This is a genomic window from Bradyrhizobium sp. ISRA430 (genome assembly GCF_029909975.1).
GTDB lineage: Bacteria > Pseudomonadota > Alphaproteobacteria > Rhizobiales > Xanthobacteraceae > Bradyrhizobium.
In genome coordinates this window covers 3,822,399-3,838,782 of sequence record NZ_CP094516.1, presented here as the reverse complement: position 1 = coordinate 3,838,782, position 16,384 = coordinate 3,822,399, and the positions used below count along the sequence as shown (strand labels likewise).

General features: G+C 59.3%; 11 protein-coding genes. 3 read left to right on the top strand and 8 right to left on the bottom strand.

The window, feature by feature from the left end:
* Positions 1-158: 158 nt before the first annotated feature.
* From MTX21_RS18285 to MTX21_RS18275, 3 genes are read right to left on the bottom strand one after another with little or no spacing between them, the layout of a single operon-like run.
* On the bottom strand, positions 159-794 hold the full coding sequence (locus MTX21_RS18285) for a hypothetical protein (protein ID WP_280966167.1): 636 nt from the start codon (positions 792-794) through the stop codon (positions 159-161).
* A 52-nt stretch (positions 795-846) separates the two neighbouring features.
* A complete protein-coding gene (locus tag MTX21_RS18280; RefSeq protein WP_280966166.1) occupies positions 847-2,328 on the bottom strand; it encodes a hypothetical protein in 1,482 nt (493 codons plus the stop codon).
* Between the two features lie 4 nt (positions 2,329-2,332).
* Positions 2,333-3,073: a hypothetical protein gene (locus tag MTX21_RS18275; RefSeq protein WP_280971391.1), complete on the bottom strand. Its 741-nt coding sequence runs from the start codon at positions 3,071-3,073 to the stop codon at positions 2,333-2,335.
* A gap of 753 nt (positions 3,074-3,826) precedes the next feature.
* On the opposite strand from MTX21_RS18275, the gene MTX21_RS18270 reads away from it, so the two are divergent.
* The gene (locus MTX21_RS18270) at positions 3,827-4,816 is read left to right on the top strand and encodes a hypothetical protein (RefSeq protein WP_280966164.1); all 990 of its coding nucleotides are present in this window, start codon (positions 3,827-3,829) and stop codon (positions 4,814-4,816) included.
* 265 nt (positions 4,817-5,081) lie between these two features.
* Here MTX21_RS18270 and MTX21_RS18265 read toward each other — a convergent pair whose 3' ends face one another.
* The 4 genes from MTX21_RS18265 to MTX21_RS18250 all read right to left on the bottom strand — a co-directional run bounded on the left by MTX21_RS18265 (position 5,082) and on the right by MTX21_RS18250 (position 10,908).
* A complete protein-coding gene (locus tag MTX21_RS18265) occupies positions 5,082-5,453 on the bottom strand; it encodes an HNH endonuclease signature motif containing protein (protein WP_280966163.1) in 372 nt (123 codons plus the stop codon).
* A 790-nt stretch (positions 5,454-6,243) separates the two neighbouring features.
* Positions 6,244-7,626, bottom strand: coding sequence for a site-specific integrase (locus tag MTX21_RS18260; protein WP_280966162.1), 1,383 nt, complete (start codon positions 7,624-7,626; stop codon positions 6,244-6,246).
* 576 nt (positions 7,627-8,202) lie between these two features.
* Complete coding sequence (locus MTX21_RS18255; RefSeq protein WP_280966161.1) at positions 8,203-9,735, bottom strand: hypothetical protein; 1,533 nt, start codon at positions 9,733-9,735, stop codon at positions 8,203-8,205.
* Between the two features lie 30 nt (positions 9,736-9,765).
* Complete coding sequence (locus MTX21_RS18250; protein ID WP_280966160.1) at positions 9,766-10,908, bottom strand: glycosyltransferase family 4 protein; 1,143 nt, start codon at positions 10,906-10,908, stop codon at positions 9,766-9,768.
* 319 nt (positions 10,909-11,227) lie between these two features.
* On the opposite strand from MTX21_RS18250, the gene MTX21_RS18245 reads away from it, so the two are divergent.
* Both MTX21_RS18245 and MTX21_RS18240 read left to right on the top strand, forming a co-directional pair.
* Complete coding sequence (locus MTX21_RS18245; RefSeq protein WP_280966159.1) at positions 11,228-13,351, top strand: GumC family protein; 2,124 nt, start codon at positions 11,228-11,230, stop codon at positions 13,349-13,351.
* Between the two features lie 81 nt (positions 13,352-13,432).
* The gene (locus MTX21_RS18240) at positions 13,433-14,563 is read left to right on the top strand and encodes a cellulase family glycosylhydrolase (protein WP_280966158.1); all 1,131 of its coding nucleotides are present in this window, start codon (positions 13,433-13,435) and stop codon (positions 14,561-14,563) included.
* Positions 14,564-14,622: 59 nt separating this feature from the next.
* Here the strand turns inward: MTX21_RS18240 and MTX21_RS18235 are convergent, their stop codons facing one another.
* Positions 14,623-15,972, bottom strand: a complete 1,350-nt coding sequence (locus MTX21_RS18235; RefSeq protein ID WP_280971089.1) for a polysaccharide biosynthesis C-terminal domain-containing protein — start codon at positions 15,970-15,972, stop codon at positions 14,623-14,625.
* Positions 15,973-16,384 lie beyond the last annotated feature (412 nt).

Here is a 16,384-nt window from a genome sequence, read left to right as displayed (position 1 = left end):
GTCGGGGCCATTGTTTTGAGGTGCTTCTCAATGCGGAGATGCCGCTGTTAGGTACGAAGCAAAAATCATATGCTTGATGAGAGCCTTACGGGTTGTGACCCCAACGCGGACCACGCCTACTCGACCTGTGCCGAACGAGCGCCGTCTGGCTGAGGGCGTCACTCCGCGCTGCAGGCGCTTGCAAGGGTTGCGAATGCCCTTTTGGTCCCTCGGATTTCCTGGAAGGCTACAGACCTGTTTTGCGCAAGAAGCGTGACGGAGCGGGTCGCTTCCGAAAGAGTTTTGACATGCTCGGCCGACAGGGGCGCGGCAATGATGGTTGACTCACCTGAAGTACCCGATAACTTCGATTGGCCGATCAGATGGAGCGGTTGTTTGCCGTCAACGGAGAGGCCGATATCAATGCTGCTTGCGATGGGAGCGCCGATAAACGCCACCTCGTAGCGACCGGCGGTGCATTGGATGCTGAGCTTCATGAGGCACTCGTAGGGGGTGCCACTGGCGCCGTTTCGGAATTTGAACGGAAGGCCCGTCTCGGTTTTGCGAACAATGTTCGCCTCAGTGCAATCACCGAGGTTGTAGAGCTCTTTCGACTGCCCGACGGATATCCCATAGCTGACCTGATTGTCGAAGTCCGAGATCCCTCCCGTCATTGTCCAATTGTCGAAGAACACCTCGGCGGGGGCCGGACAAAATCGCAAGTCAACCAGGAATAGGAACGCAACGCAGAACGAATAGGCCAGCGCTCTCGCCATGGAAATGAATGGTACCCAGATTTGCGACCTAGCGTTCATTCGGTCCTCCATCTGTGAAACCTCTAGCAACAGCGCGTCGCCACGACTCCTGTCAGCGCCACCACCACGCGCTCATGTCGGGCGCTGGTTTTGCCTCAACTGAAGTTGCAAAGCATTGCTCGGCGTAGTTTTTCAGGTACTGCTCGTGCATCGTCTCGCCTGGCGCAATTCCGAGCGCCGGGTGATTGGTGTAGTAGGTCGTTGTGTTTTGCCCTTTGCAGGTAAATTTCACCTTGTCCACGAAATAGGCAGAGAGGTTAGTCGTCCGCACCGAGTGGGTTGCCGACAGGGTGAGATCGATGTCGTCGGGCCGCACGGTCGGCAAGGGATCGTCCTGGGTGGCGAAGCGGCACGAGGCGTGATCAGCCCTTTCGTCGATCTCAATCTGCATGACTGGACGCCAGTATTGTCCCAGGTAGAGCATGAACGGACGTCTGGGACTATTTGCGTGGTAGTCCCGCGAGAATGTTCCGATCGTCTGCTTTCGGTCATCGCGCACGTCACAAACTACGCGAACGAACTGAGTGGGGGTGACCGTAAAGTATCGCGAGACGAATTCCATCCTGATCTCGGCCGAATAGCCCGACTTGACTAGGTCGGCTCTGCGCAGTTCGATTGCGGCTGGCTCAGCGACGACGTGCCCGTCACCGATCGGCCTCAGGTCGCAGTCAGCTCCAGCGTCCGCTGGAATACGGGCGGAGAACTCGACAAGCGCGACAGCGTCGGCAAGGGCACGGTCAATCAAAGCGGACGACTTTTGTGATCGCTGTCGAGGAGCGTTGACGCGTCTCGGCAATATCGGCCCCGAAATCTCCCTCGTCGACTTCTCGATCAGGTCCTTCCCGCCTTTGCGGAAGATTGAGCACGTAAGTGCCGCCTTGTCGTAAGTGCGGTTCGACATGTTGAGAATGACCACCATCAGAAAGCGGCCGGACTGGCATACTCTCGGGCCGCCTTCGCACAGCGGATTGGCCGACAGGCCGCTATCGATGACGCTGATGAAGAGGCCGTCTTCGCGTCCGGTTTGAGTGCTGGCGGTCACGGTGCCTTTCGGCTTGTCTGGCGGGACGCCAGCGTCCTTCGGCTGGTCAGGCTGGTCGTCATTTTGCTGCGATGGCGGGAGAGCCGCCGAAGCGCTTGGCGATGCTAATTCGAGGCCATCCTCTATCGAGACGAAGGCGTTGCGATCAACTCGAGCCAGGCCCGCAAGATAGTTCAGCCTCTCGTCGTAGCTGCGTACAAGGCAGGGTTTCACCTGCGCCGATGGCTGTTCGCCGCACCTGTTGCGGTCGGCCACCCAGCGAGCCTCATCGGCACTCAACGAGCGCGGCTGAGGTTGTTTCGAAAGCGCCATTTGGAACAGGCGGGCGAGTCGTCGGTCCAGCCGGCTCAGATCAGTATCGGAGCAGATTGAGAGCTCCGCACTGCCTTTCGCCTTGCTGCAATCGAAGCTGGGGCCGTCGAGAGCGAAGGAGCTTCCGCTCGTCGCGAGATATGCAAGTCCAATCGCTAAGGCGCGCAGTCCGCTCCGCATTTGCTCACGCCCCTGCGGCTCCCTGTGCGATGTCGATCACGTGCCGGTCGGTGCCAATGGTTATGACGATGGTGTAGTTTTTCGGCCCTCCGCCTTCGCTGGAAACGGGTGGCGCCAGATGCAATTGCCCGCCGTACCACTCGCCCGGCATGAGTGTGTTGTCCTTGATGACCGACTGCTCAAGGACGGTCATGTTGCGCTGGCCCGCCTCCACCGTGGCAGCGATCATCGCTTCATTCTGGGCGGTCGCATTGCCTTGAGCGATTGCGGCAGCGGTAGGGCTGTAGAACGTTCCTGTGCGGCCGCTCGGCGTCGTGTAATGGCCATAACCGGCTTGAGATGCGCTATAAGCGTTCCCTGCAGCGGCGAGCCCGGTGAATACAGCCGCTGCTACCTGCCGGTTCTTTTCCTCTTGGACGAGCATCTCATATGTGACGACCTGCATGCCGTGGTCGGAACCGGCGACGTGTTGCGTCGCCTCGACTTGTGCAACGCGAAAATCAACGGGGCCTTTGCTCAGGTTGTTGATGGCGACGACGAAGACGGGCCGACCGTTCGCGCGCACTTGCCGCGAGGCAGGACGGACCAAGATGAGCGAACTTTTCTGACGAGAAACTAGGGCTGCTTGCCCATCTCGCATCATCGCCTGTTGTTGTGGATTGGATGGCCGAAATTGTACCGTCTCGGCATTTGTTACGCAGCCGCCCAACGTGACGCACAGCGCCACGACCCTCCATGCACGCATTACTTCCTCCCAGCCCACCGGGATAAAAGCGCAACCAGCGCGCGAGATCAATGGGGGCAGCCGCAATTTCATTAGACCTTAGTTGTGTGTGTACAAACAGGTACCGACTTGCGGCCAACTACTCTGGCTCGTATTCGGTACCAACCGAGCGTTCTTCCCGGGAAGGGTACTAGCAACGACATCACACGAACGACTGTCGCGCTGCTGGGATGGCGAGCGCGATGCGGCTCGGTTGGCGCCGATGTCACGGCCGAGTGCAAGAGAATGCAGTCCGCCGTTTCTGACTTATGTCCAGAAGTCCTGACGGGGGTTGGGGGTGGTTTTGTCTACCGATGAGTTTTTGCGATACTTTGAGATCAGCCTGTTATTTTTGGCGGCTTCAATCTGCGGTTGGTACGCAGGCGGCCTGCTTGAGCGCCTGCGCGATCGTATCGTCTCCATCGTCAAGCGCCGTCAGTCTCTCTGAATTGCCCTGAGGCGCTTCTTGGTCTCCGGTCTGATTGCAGGATCGGGTCAAGCACACCTGCACCCATGCAGCACCGGCCGATCTAACCGGCCGTTTTGTCGCACCGTGCGCTGCTTACCAGCCCGGCGAGAAAACGGCACCGCGTGACCTGAAAACTCCCCACAAAATAGTAGCGAAATGAAACCATTGCCGCAATTCGACGATGGTAAATGCCAATAGCGCCAAACACTTCTTGATATCAGCCGCAGGTTTCCTCAAAACAGACCAAGTCCGACGGGGGCGGGACAATGAATTTTATTAAATGGGCCTGTTTTTTTGCCGCGGTGTCGGTCGCGGCATCCTTTAGCGATACTTCCACCGCAGCGACATTGAAGTCGATAGCGACCAAAGAAGGGCACATTCTTATTTCGATCTCCGGCGAAATCGTAGAGGGAGATGCCGACGCTTTGAAAGCCGCCATCAAGGCAGCTAACGATGCTGGAAAATTCGTATCAGGAATTCGACTAAACTCTATCGGCGGGAACTTGCTTGAAGGCGTAAAGCTTTCGGAGACAGTGAAATTTGCCAAGATGGCGACCAACGTTGCTCAAGGCGCAACGTGTGCCTCAGCGTGTTTCCTGATATTTGCAGCGGGAGAAACGAAGTTCGCAAATTACACTGCGCAGGTTGGTGTTCACGGCGCATCCGACCAGACAGGTGCCGAAACAATTCAATCGGGAGCCGCTACCGTCTCGATGGCACGGGTCGCCAAAGAACTCGGCGTCCCCGCCGCTATCATCGGGCGAATGGTAGTTACTCCGCCAAGCGAAATGGTTTGGCTTAGTCCATCAGAACTCCAGTCGATGGGCACAACAATGGTCGGAAAGCCGTCGCAAATTGCTGCGCCACCCCAAGCGAAGAATATCCAGCAATTGCCACCGGGCGATCCAACGAACATCACTCCCAACGCCAAGGCATCAAAGCCGCCAACTTGGAACGAATTAGTTGATGCGGTCACCGCCATGTCGGCGAGCCAAAACAACGGACGGCCAAGGTACTTTCGGACCTGTCAACCGGAGCTGAAAGTCTGCAACACCGGAATAGCGTATCGAGACAATAAAGGTACGGACATGTCCTTAAAGGTCGTCAAAGACATGAAGGAAGCTATAGTTTCTCGTGAACTTTGCTCATTCAATGCGCAAGGTGATATTCGTGTGTGCTTCGATTGGGATAAGCTCACAAAGCATCGTGATATGAAGGATGACAAGGGCGATTGGTACAAAGTCGCTGACGAATAGTTGATGCTTGCCGATGATGCGCCGCAACTCGGCTGCGATGCCATCTAGCGCCGCGCGCTTCTCCTTCATGCGATTGGAGTCGCATTGCGCACAACGTCGCCGCCGTTGTCTCGTCCTGCCTGAATGGTAGCAATTCATCCATGGCCGAAGGCGACCCCATCCGAATTATCCCTCACTAGCTGGACACCCAGAGTGAGGAACCCACGGCACGAGCCTGCACATTGTCTGCTCCGCAGCATTCGCTGAGTGTAATGGCAGCAGTTGCTCAGCGTATGAGGCCGTGTTTGCGCCCCAAGTTTTCCGTGTCGAGTCCGACCCTAACCCTCCACTCCCAATGTTCGTGAAGGGTCTTGTTGTGCTTTTCTTTATTGCATTGAGCATGTGCAAGAAGGAGATTATCTCCTTCATCACGGCCGCCTCTCTCAAGCGGGACGACATGGTCTACTTCTCCACTTGCAGGACTTTCGATCAGCTTGAAGCAGCACGCGCAATGACCATTCTGTTTCGCGAATAAATCTTGCTTAGTCTTCGCGTCGAAGCTGCGGCGGATTCCACCAACCGCTCTTGCTCGCTTTGCGTCACGCTCGCGTCGTGCGTCCTTGTTTTTGGCTTCATATTCGGTGGAAGCCTTGTTCATACAGCTACGACAGTATCCGCGCAGGCCGCCCGATGGGGTTGACCCGAAAAACTCTCGCGTTGCGGGCTTTGCATCACCACAGCGGGTACACGTTTTCTCGAACATTTGACCTATCTTTGCTCAGCGTGCGGTGAGAAGCAGGATAATGTCAGTCCGACATTACCAATGCATGTCCACCGGCATTTGTACCGAAACGAAGTTCAAATTCGCCGCACTTGGGACAGCGATAGTGGCCGTTGGTCAACGTCAGGGCGTCTCCCCCCCATACGTCTACTCATAGGCCAACTCTCAATGACATTGCCGTCACCGTTCCACCACCCAGGGTCGGTGGGTGGAGTGACGTCGCTGCTCTTGCATATCTGGCAGATTAGCGGCGACTGCTTGAAGTTGGCGGTCGTAACTCCAGCGCACACCTTGCAGCTTACGGGCCACGCTGTGTAGGTGGTGTGGTTTGCCATGCCCCCTCCGAGCATCAGGAATGTGTTATATCCGCAGGCAAAGCAGTGCGCATCAGTTGAGATTCCCACGATGTTCCCCCCATGAAGTTACGGTTAGCTATCATGTGTGCCTACGATGACCAAGCCTCTCAGTCGCGGCTTTGCGGCTGCGTTTGATCAGCTTCGCCCACAGTTGCACGCCCTTGGCGCGGATTAGGTCGGTAGACGAGGCCCACGAGAGCTACCTGTCGGATAAGACTTGGCCCGAGAGTTAACGCGCACCACATGGTAAAAATGCAAACCCGGCCAGCGATGAGCTGACCGGGTCCAATGTGTACATCTGATGCAGTTGATCAGGCCGCGAGCCGCAGCCCGTCTTGCTGCCTCCCAATGATCCGCCGCAGCTCTGCGGCCACCCCGTCGAGCACCGCGCGCTTTTCCTTCATGCGTTTGGAGTGGTTATAGACCTTGCCGGTGACGGTCGGCACGACGATCTCAGCCTTCGTGCTCGCTGCATGGTCGAGGCATTTCGCGATCCACGCATCGTCGAAGCCGAGATCACCGGCCAAGGTCGCCGCCGTCCGGCGCAGATCGTGCGGCGTGAACGGCTTGAGGCCGAGCAGCGCGCAGATGCCGGGCGTCCTCACGTTGCCCTTGCGCTTGTCGCCGCGCAGGGCGTCCGCCATGGCCTTCCGATGCAGCGGCTGGTCGCCGAGCGGGGAGGCGAAGACGAACTGCTTATTCGATCCTCGCAAGGCTTCCTTGATGATCTCGACCGCGAGATCGGACAGCGGCTGCTGGATCACGCGCCGCTTCTTGACCCGTTTGAGCGGCACGTCGAAGCGCGGGTTTTCGCCATCGAGGTCGAACAGTTCGTCGCGATGCGCGCCAAGCAACTCGCTCGACCGCAGCATGGTCACAAGCTCGAACTTCAGCGCCAGCCGCGTTCTGCGATCCCATGACCGCATCAAATTCTCATCGTCGAGGCCGTGCCAGAATATCTTGATCTCGTCCTCGGAAAGGACGCGGGTGCGGGCATGTTCCGCATCGAGCTTCGGCAGATTGATGCAAGGCGACGCGCTGACGTAATCGCGGCCCGCCTCGGCCGCCCAATTGAACAGGGCACTGGCCGCCTTCCGCATATGCCGCGCATTGCTGACGGAGGGCTTGCCGAACTTGCCCGTGACGATGTCGTTCGAGAGCGTCGCGATGTCATTCTTGGTGACCTCTCGCGCGAGTTTCTTGCCGAGCCGGGCACCAAGGAACCGCCGCAGATGGCTGGCGGTGTTCTCCCACGCCTCCAGCCGGGGCCGCATCTCGCCGTCCGGCTTGCGGACGGGCGTCTTCATCCAGTTGATCCGCTCCTCGATGATCTCGGAGACGGTCTTGCCGTTCTGCGCGGCCTTCGCCTTCTGGTCGCGGAAGGTCTCGGCGAGCGCATTGCCGCCCATGCCCTTGAGACCGTAGACCTTGCTGCGGGCGTCCTCGACCGTGAAGGTCTCGGGGCTGTAGGCGCCCAGCCAGCCGGTGCGTTGCTTGCCGGTCTGCCGGTCGGTGAATTTGAACGAGAAAGTGGCGACCCCGGCGGCGGTGATGCTGACGTAGAGGCCGGGGCATTTACGGTCGTAGATTTTGGTGCGTTCGGTCACCCGCTTCTCGCACATGCGGTCGGTCAGGATGACGCTGCTCTTGCGGCCCCGCTTGCCTGAGGGGGCGGCGGCAATGGTAGTCTCCATATGGTTTCGGCTCCTAAGCTTGAGACCAAAGGGCCGGGATTTGAGCTTTCAGTTTGTCGTGCGGACGCTGAAGCGTTTAGGTCCCGGCCCTAGATTTGGCGAACTGCGCAGAAACAGCCCGAAACAAGCCTATGCAGAAAGTGCTTATTTCAAAGGGTTTTCTTAGTTTCGGCGTGTTTCACCGAATGCCAAAATATAGACGTGTGGTCCTGGCCGTCGTTGCTACGGTCAAGCTCTAGCGAAGGTGCATGCGAGCCCAACCGGGCGGACGGCACCGTCAATTCGCAGGGAGCGAGGGAGGCCAGAGGGAAATCGGCTCCCGGGAGAGCACGGCATACGCCGTCAAACCACTGCGCAGGGAAGGCCGTGTGTTGGGCTTCACCTGTCTGCCGCTGTGCAGTTCTTTTTTGCGCTACAGGCGCACAGCGGACCTATAGGTGCCAGCCGGGCACCCGGCCTTCCCTGCGCCCTCTTGACTAGAAGAGGGTGGAGAGACGAACCAAAGCTCGGGTGGATTGCGCCGCGAGAACGCGAAGTTGTGCGCTGTCTGACATGCGAACCGGACTCCCTGAAGGCTCACCGCGACACAGCGGGAGACATTCCGGCGGGGGACATGGCCGATGCGGGCCTGCGCAGAAAAGCGTTCTTTGGCTGAACTCGCGATCCGTCTATGACCTCGAGATGGCCGCAACGATTGAGGGTGTGAAGCTTTCTGCCAAGCCATGCCGGTCCGGGCTTCAAGACCTGCCGAACGACTTGCCTGAACGTCGTCGGCGACAGCTCGAGAATTTCCGCAAGCCCAAGCGCGCAGCCATATCCGTGCGTGCAATCCTGGACCGGACGCCACAGCTTCCCGTCGATTCGCACGAAGTGTCCCGCCGGCCGCGCGCTTGCGCGATCCATCAGTACCGGATTGCTCGCATGGGGCAACCAGGGACCGAACAGGCTGTCGGCATGGAAGATCGACAATGTATCGGAGTATCCGCCGGTGCCGTCCCGCCAGGCTCCGAACAGATAATTCACGCTGTTGTGCCGCGTGATGGTGACGTCAGCCAGCTCGAGCCCCGACAGCAGCGTGCAGTGACGCTCCCACTTGTCTGGAAATCGAACGCACCTGTACAGCGCCACGTCCCGATGCCCCGTACTTTCCGGGATCATCCACAGTTGGCCGCCATCCTCGATCAGGAACGGATAAGACAGATGCCAAGGCTCTTCCAGCACGGGTACGGCCTCTCCAACCGGCCCCGTTCCATCGAACTCGATTGCGGAAATGATCCCCTTGCCCACATGATGGTCGAGATCCTCAAAGAAGACGAATGTACGTCCCTGCCACTCGACCGGAAATGGATCCGCGTAGAACCGATGTCCGGGGTCTCCAAGCACGTTCCAGCCGGGCCCTGACAAATTCCCTGTCTGCCAAACATTGGTCGTCGGACTATAGCGCCATCCGACGTGCCAATGCGGCGCGTAGCAGCACAGTCGATATATTTCCTTCGCGATCGAGACGGTCAAGCCGCGCAGCACGTAACTTGCCGGCTGTGATTGCGCCCTCCTTGCAACGGAATACGCCAATTGGGGAAGTATCCTCGGGGCTCCCGTCAGAACTGCAGTCAGCATGGTCAGAGTGCGCGCCATGACGGTTTCAAGCGCGCCGCTCAGGCCCGCGGCAGCTTCTGCGGAAGGATGACCGCGATCCAGCACCGCGCCGTCGAGTTCGTTGACGATTTCGATCACCGGCAGGTCTCCCGCCAGGATAGCTGCCAATGCGGCATTTTCTCCCGCGACCCCGTTAAACAACGGCCGCAGATAAAGCCGGGCGGAGCAGTGAGGATCCCGCTCGGCACCTGTAAAATCAACGATCACGTCTGCCGTGCCGATACGCTGGCGTAATCGTTGCGGGATGGCCGTCAGTCTGTCAGCGGCACCGCGTTTTCCCTTGCGCAATATCAGACGCTCAAGCTCGAACAGCACCTCAAGGCCAGCGGGCCGAGCGTCAGTCGTGGCCGACCATTCAATCTGAACTGGAATATCCCGGCCGTTGACGGGCAGGCTCTCGCAGTTCATCCAGAGCCGAGCATGTTCAGTTTCGCAACGGAACTCGATAATCATGTTCGCGCGTCCGTCCATCGCTATTCACGATCAAATCGCCTGTTCGAGAATTTGAACGTATTCATCAACCATGGTCTCTACCGAATAACGCGACCTCAGGCCTTTGGCGTTTTGCCGCAGCTCGTTGCTCAGAGCCTTGTCTGTCAGGATCCTCGAAACGGCGGCCGACAGCTTCGCATTGTCCGCGGCATCGACGAAGAGTGCCGCCGGCTTTCCGTCAACCGACAGGACCTCGCGCAAGACCGCCAGATCACTGACGACCGAAGGGACGCCGGCGCTCGCCGCCTCGACTGCCGCAAGGCCGAAGGTTTCGGCTTGCGTGGGGAACACGAAGACATCCAGGCAGGCGAGGAAGCCCGCCATCTCTTGCGGGGAAATCTCGCCGACGAAATGCAGCCTGTCGGATACTTTCAATTCATCCGCCAGAAGTCTCAGCCGCTCCTCGTCCGGGCCCTGACCGGCCAGCGCAAGATGCCAGGACGGCTCGCCGGCCAGGAGACGGATCGCGGCATCGAGCCGCTTGTGAGGATGCAATCTTGCGGCGCAGCCAAGAAGGGCATGATCGAGGGGCAAACTGAACCGTTGCCGCGCAATTCTCTTCGGCAGATCGAGCGATTTGTCGTCGAAGCCATGCGCGACGTGCTTCATGCGCGAGCGATAGGAGGCGGGGTAGCGCGCATATTCGCCCTGCATATGCTGGGAGTTGAGGGTTATGAAATTGAAGAACCCGAGGCTGCCCATGACGATGTCGGCTGCGCGGACGGGCCAGCTCATCGACATCGCAGACGACACCTGATTTGCGATGACGGGGGCTCGGCAAGCAAGGCGCGCGACACCGCCGCCGATCACGTTGCCGAAATGTTGAAACGTAAGGACCGCATCCGGCTTTGCCTTTGCCAGATGGCGGCCGAGGGTCCATAGCATCCGCAGCAGCGCCAACGGGGTCTCCGGCCGGCCGGAGGAGCAATAGAGCGTATTCAGCGGCTCCTCGAAGGAATCCGACTTGCGGTAAAAGAACAGATTAAGGACTTCGTAACCACGCGCGTTTAGACCTTTTCCCAGGAGTCGTGTGATCTCCTGGGCGCCGGCATTCTCGGCCTGGGTCTGCAACAGAACCACTCGCCGCTTGGGCGCATCTCTGTTTGTCAGATGTGTGGCGGTGGACGACCTCATCGCTGCTCCGCGGGATTTGGTGCTTAGCTGAAATAGAGCAGGCATTCTTCGCCGTCTGTGCGCGGGGGATGCTTACCCATTTCTTAATCACCTATCACGCGACGGTCCTACGGACATCGACTAGCTGGCAACGGAGTTAATACAGACGTTGCGACCGGATTTCTCGCAAAGCAGTGAGATGATGACCCAGGCGATAGCCGAATGGTTAAAATTTCTTTCTCGGCAACGGCGAGACAGGCGTCAACCCTAGGTTAACCATGGATATTTACGATCGGGCAGGCCACTGAACAGTGACTGCCAGTTGAATTTGAGTCCATCCATGACGTTCGGTAGCCGCGCATCACCGCGAAATTCCGCTCCGACAGAGCCCATGGCCTCGTGGGAGGCGCCGCGGGTCGCGCCGGCACTGCCGGGTCGCACCAGCACAGCTTTTATCAAGGGATCGCTGACCGTCTCCGGTGCAATGTCTTTCCTGCGGGAGAATGGCCGACGCATTGCAATACTGGCGTTGGCAATGTTCGCCTTGGGTATCGCAGTTCTGATGGTTCTCCCGGTCCGGTTTGCCGCGACCGCGCTGGTCGTCGTTGATCCTCGAGAGCAGCGTGTGACCACGGATCAAGATGTGCTTCCAGGCATCGGCCAGGATGCCGCAGCGCTTCAGAGCTTGATTGAAATCGCCAAGTCGGACGGTTTTCTCCGGCCCTTGATCGAGCAGCTCAAGATCGCGAGCGATGAAGATGTCGCGGGTGGTCAAACCGACACGACGCGTCTGCTCGAAAAATTCCGTGGTCGTCTCGACATTTCACGCCGCGGGCTCACTTACGTCATTGCCATTTCATTCACGTCGAACAGCCCGGAGCGAGCCGCGTATTACGCCAATGCCGTCGCTGAGGCGTTCGTCGCCAATCAAGGCCGCGTCCGCACCGAGGCTACCGATGAGGCGGCCGATTGGCTCAAGGACCGTCTGAAGACATTGAACGAGCGCCTGCGGGCATCGGAAGACGCCGTCGCCGCCTTCCGGCTCGAGCACAAGATCGTCAATGCCGGCAAGGATTCCACGACCCAGCAACTGCGTGTGACCGATCTCACGCAGCAGGTCTCAGCCGCCCGCGCGCGCACCGCGGAAGCAAAGTCTCGCTATGAGCAAGCGCAACGCGATCTCAAGGCCAATGTCGACGGGCCGGTCAAGCAGGACCTTCTCAGCGTCCTGCGAGCGCAGCGCTCGGCGTTGAACGATCAAATCGCGCAAAAAAAAGCGGTGTTCGGCGAACGCCATCCTGACCTGATGATATCTTACAGCCAGCTAAGCGACCTCAACAGGCAAATCGAGGTTGAGCGAAAGAAGAACATCGACACTGCGAAATCCGAATACGAGGCGCAGCTCGAGCAACAAAACTCGCTGGAAAAGCAGCTCAAGGCGGTCGAGACGCAGATGCTGGTCGACGGTCAGGCGGTCGTCAGGCTGCAGGAGCTGCAGCGGGATGCCGAGGCCAACAAGAACATTTATGAGCAGTTCCTGTCCCGGTTCAAGTCGACCAATGAACAGCGCCTGCTGCAGAACTCCCAGACCAAGATCGCTTCGCCCGCCATTCCTCCGCTTCGCTCAACGCGTCCACCGCTCGCTTTGCTCCTCGCGGCTCTTGCAATCGCCTCGATATTGACGTCGACAGCCGCTGTTGCGGTGACGAAGAGCGTGTCAGAGAAGCCTGCTCCCGCCCGTTCTCCCGCGGATGCCGCCACGGGCGGCACACCTGATCAGCAACCTCTGCGCCGGGTTTCCGTTTTGCCGCAACCGGCCGCGCTGCCGAGCGTCCCTGTGTGGGTCCGCATCCCAGACCTGGCACCCGAATTTGCCAAATCCGTATGGCAGAAGCCGACAACTGCGGCCGCCGAGATCGACTTGGGACCTTACCTCCGTCCGCTTCTCGAAAAGATCGATGGCGCGCCCGGACTTGGCGGCAAGGTCGCGCTCGTCATATCGGTCGGCAAGAGTGCCGGCGGCAATACCGTTGCGCGCTCACTGAATCGCTCGGCCGTGAACAAGGGAATGCTGAGCGTCCTGATACAAGTGAAGCCGGAACTCGGCGGCGCCGCGTCCGCAGTGACCGATTGGCAGGGGGGCGCCACCATCGCAGGGGTTCAGTCCGTAAACGAGCTCCTGGGTGCAGGCAGAACAGCCGGTTCAAGGCCTGCGGACGATATTCGTTCGGAGTTCGACCTCATCATCGTACATGCGACATCTCTCGCCTTGCAGCCCGACGCTCTTGCGCTGGCCGCGCACGCGGATCTGGTCATGCTGGTGGTGCGCGATGCCGAGCTTGGTTCGGCGGCAATGCGAAGGATAACCGCGGCGCTGGGCAGGTTTGACGGTGTGCCGAGCGGTCTGGTCATCAATCATGTACCCGCGGGCTCAGCGGCCCAACTCACCGAATTGGCGGGTTGACGATCACAAGCTCGTCGCCGACAGGCGCATATTGGCTCAGGCCGGCAACATCATGCCGGTCTTCAACCTTGGTGGATTGCCGTGGCCGACAGGCGAAAATTGCTCGTTGCTGCGATCTTCCTATCGATTTCGCTCGGCCAGTCGGCATCGGCGCGCACCTGTGTGGCTTTGCCGCATACGGTCCCAGAGGACAGACTTGTCGCATTGTCTCGCGGGTTCAATGCCGACGGTTGGATCAACGGTCCGAAGTCCGCACCTCCAGGCTCGGACTTGCTTCGACAGCTTCGCAAGGCGGGAATGAGCCATGTCCGGCTGCCGGTGCCCGCAGAGCAGGTGATGCGTCATTTCGCCTCGCAGGCGCAGCGGGACGAGGCACTGCGGTCGCTTGATCAGGCGTTGAAGCAACTCACATCGCTTGGTTACTCCATCTCCGTCGATCTTCATCCCGGCGAGCGTTTCAATCGCCTGCATCGGGAGGATCCGGACGCGTCGTTGCACGAGATTGAGGATGCGTGGAGCGCTCTCGCCGGGGTCATTCAATCATATCCGGTTGATCGTGTCTTCGCCGAGTTGCTCAACGAGCCCAATCTGGAAGCCGACAGGTGGCAAATCGAAGTCGAAGCGCTCGCAGCCTTCGTGCGCCGATTGCTTCCTGCCACCACCCTGATTGTGGGACCGGTTAACTGGCAGCGGGCCGACTCGCTTCCGGAACTCCGTCCGTTGCCCGATCCAAATATAGTGTACGCCATCCACTTCTATGATCCGATGGTGTTTACCCATCAGGGTCACTGGGATGCACAAGAGCCACTTCATCGGATCAAGGGGCTGCCTTACCCAATCAGGGCAAGGGATCCCCGGGTTCAGGCGATCCGCCGGGAGCTCAAAGAGGGGAACGCGACGGCGGCGCTCGGTATGCTCGACAAGGCGATTGTCATCGGCAATGAGGAATCGAGTATCGACCGATGGCTTAACCCCGCTGTTGCATGGCAGCAGCGGTTCTCGCGACCGATCATCGTCAACGAATTTGGCGTGTTGAAAGCCAGCGCTCCCAAGGAGAGCCGGTTGCGCTGGCTCTCGCTGGTGACCGCCTATGCCCGCGAGCATTGCTGGGGCTGGGCGCATTGGGAGCTGGCGCAAGGGTTCGGTCTGCTCGACAACAACACGGGCAGGCCCGATGCCGACGTCTTGCGGGCGCTATTAGGTTCTCCTTAGAGAGCCCGGCGTTCAACAACGAGACTGCGCCTGGCCGCGGCCTGCGGGACAAGATGTCCTCAGTCGTTCGTGTCGGCTATCCGGACCGCATAGGTTGCGGATTTGGGTGATCTGAAAGAACGGGCCAGCACGAGGATCGAAGGATCAACACCGGTTCGCCGGCTGCAAAGCACATTGAGAACGATCGTGGCAAGTGCAAGCGAAGCGGTCGCCGAAATGGCGGCGCCGAGTACACCCAGCCAGGGAATGAGAACGACAAAGCCGAGCAGGCGAAGCACCACATTGGCGGCGACCACGGGCACGTATTTGCCTTCGTGACCGGTCAATTGGAGGATGGCCGCAGCCGGACCGCCAGCCGCCTGGAAAGCCGTGCCGATCGACAATACGACCAGCACCCATTGCTGGTCGGCGAAATGGGGGCCAAACAAGCCGAGCAGATAGGGAGCGCCGACCCAGATGACAACAAGCCCGCCGATGACGCACACCGCAGTGACCTCGGCCATGAGCTGCAGGGTGCGCTCGAATTCCCGGTGGTTCTTGCTGAAGTAAAGCGAAGGCAGGCGGCGCGCCGCAAAGGTATAGAGAGCCGCGGACAGCATCGCGAAGATATTGGCCAAACGCGAGGCGGCAAAATAGACACCGGCGGTCGCCGGATCCAACATCCAGTAGACCAGGATAACGTCGAAATACTGGTTTGCCGCTTCGAGGATCGAGGCGAGCCAGAAACGAAGCGCGCTCGACCGCCAACGGGCAGGCTCGGACCTGGACGGCACATCGCGCAAGTTCGGCAAGGCCCGCACAATCGAAACGATCTGCACGACCAGCGCGAGCCCCATCGCAATCGCCATCAATCCGAACAGTTCGGCCGGCTCGATACGTCCATGACCAAACACCACTGCGAGCAGGATCAGGACGACAGCGATACGCCAGAAAAATTCCCGGTTGCCCTCTCCCATCAGAATGCCCACCAGCGATCGCGCGATCTGGCTGCCGAGCATCAATCCGGCATTCACGGCGGTGAAGGCGCACACCGCGACTGTCAACAGCCACCACTCGCCCCTGACGCTCGCCACTGCTGCGATTGCGCAGATTGCGATCGACATCGCAATGGAGGAGATTTTCAGACTGGAGAGCAAGACTCCCTTGGTGAGGCCGGTTCGCCCCTTCACCTGGTACTCATTCAGGAACCGAACCAGAAGCAATTCCTGGCCGAGCAGACCCACCACCGATGCGATCTGGGCAACGGAAAGCCATGTGGCGAAATTGCCAAACGCGTCGGGCAACATCGCATGTGCCGCCAGCGAAAACATTGCGAACGCAAGACCGCCGCTGCCGACCTTCAGGAAAATGGTTCCGGCAACGCCGCGCGTTACGTCACGCTGTAGCAACTGAAGAACTAAATCGATCATGACACCTACAACGCATCTATCCTTCCAAGATGCTCGCAGCAACATGGTGCCCAGCGTAACACGCCCGCGCACCAGGTGTGTTAATGCTGGCTTGTGCTGCTTGCGGCTGGGCATCCGCTCGATGTGAATGTCGACCAGGCGAACAGGCCCTGGTTCTTACTGGGGCGATTTGTCTCGGGTGTCCCCGAACGAAACAATCGCCGACGGTAATCAATCGTTCACGCTACCGCCGAGCTATTGGGGGAGAGCACTACGACGCCGTGTAAAGCGTGTGCCGGGATCGCCGCCGTCCTCTTTGAAAGGCATCGGTCCGCGCTTGCTCCGTCTAGGCCGCGCAGTCAGCGGTTAACCGCGATCTCCGGAAATGATCGTTCCTGCTTCGGGAAGTGGATATCAGGCAGGAAAATTGCAG